The sequence below is a fragment of the Vibrio sagamiensis NBRC 104589 genome (assembly GCF_007990935.1).
GTDB classification, from domain to species: Bacteria; Pseudomonadota; Gammaproteobacteria; order Enterobacterales; family Vibrionaceae; genus Vibrio; species Vibrio sagamiensis.
This window is the reverse complement of the sequence record NZ_BJXJ01000121.1, coordinates 1-1,520: the sequence shown is the minus strand read 5'-3', so window position 1 is coordinate 1,520 and position 1,520 is coordinate 1. Positions and strand designations below refer to the sequence as shown.

Annotated in this window: 1 protein-coding gene; it reads left to right on the top strand. The window is 37.8% G+C overall.

What is annotated here, in order from left to right; genetic code table 11:
* On the top strand, positions 1-1,283 hold a 1,283-nt coding region (locus VSA01S_RS19710), incomplete at its 5' end, for a BspA family leucine-rich repeat surface protein (RefSeq protein WP_147052797.1).
* Positions 1,284-1,520 lie beyond the last annotated feature (237 nt).

Below are 1,520 nucleotides of genomic sequence, written 5' to 3'. Positions count from 1 at the left end.
CCGCTTTTGCTGCTGATATCTCGGTAAAGTGCCCTGACCAAGCTGTTAATTCAGTAATGATTGAAAACGGGAAAATTTATCTCGTAGTGGATAACGCTCTAATTAAAAATAAAACGTTATTAGATAACTTAGAACAAGGCTCAATTCGTTTTTGTACCACACAGGTATCGTCCATGGCCTCTGTATTTAGTGGACGTGAATCGTTTAATGCTGATATTAGTGATTGGGATACATCAAATGTGACGGATATGGAAGCCATGTTTTCTAGGGCCAAAGCGTTTGACCAAGACATAGGTTATTGGGATACATCGAATGTGACGAGAATGAAAGCCATGTTTTATAAAGCAGAAGCTTTTAATCAAGATATTGGGTACTGGGATACATCTAAAGTGACAAATTTTTCTGACATGTTTAAGTTTGCCAAAACCTTTAACCAAGATATTGGGCACTGGGATACATCGAGTGTGACGCGTATGGATGCCATGTTTTCTGAAGCCAAAGCCTTTAACCGAGATATCAAACGCTGGGATACATCGAGAGTGTGGAATATGAAAGATATGTTTAGTGGTACGGTTTTTAACCAAGATATAGGTCATTGGGATACGTCAAATGTGATATATATGAACTCTATGTTTGAGAATGCCAAAACCTTTAACCAAGATATAGGTCATTGGGATACGTCAAATGTGATGTATATGCGCTTTATGTTTAGTGGTGCTAAAGCCTTTAACCAAGATATAGGTATTTGGGATGTATCAAATGTGGTGGGTATGAGTAGTATGTTCGCCTTCACAGAAGCCTTTAACCAAGATATAGGTAATTGGGATACATCTAATGTTAAGGACATGGGGTATATGTTTTTTAGAGCGGACGCCTTTAACCAAGATATAGGTTATTGGGATACATCGAAAGTGACAAGGATGGACGACATGTTCACCAATGCAGGTAAGTTCGACCAAGATATAGGAGATTGGGATACATCTAATGTGACGAGTATGTCTGGCATGTTTGCTCATACAGAAGCCTTTAACCAAGATATAGGTGATTGGGATACATCAAATGTAACCAATATGGATTCCATGTTTGCTTGGACAAAAGTCTTTAACCAAGATATAGGTGCTTGGGATACATCGAATGTAATGGGGATGAGGACCATGTTTAAAGGATCAAAAGCTTTTAACCAAGACTTAACTAACTGGAACGTTAGCAAAGTAACGGAGCATACTGACTTTGCGAAAGACAGTGTTCTGACTGAAGAACAACTGCCAATTTTTGTAGACTAATTATTTATCGGTCTAGCTAAACAAAGGCCAGTGTTGATGGATTCAACGCTGGCTTTTTTGTGGGGTGAATCACTCTCAAAAAGTGGCGGCAAAAATGGCGGCGTTCATTGTAAAACAGCGTTGTTTATGGGTGTAAATTGTCATTTTTAACTGTTTTTATATACAAGTAATATTGATTAACCTATTGTTTTTATTGTGCTCTTCTTTGTTTTTATTAAGTTCTATGGCATGTCTTCT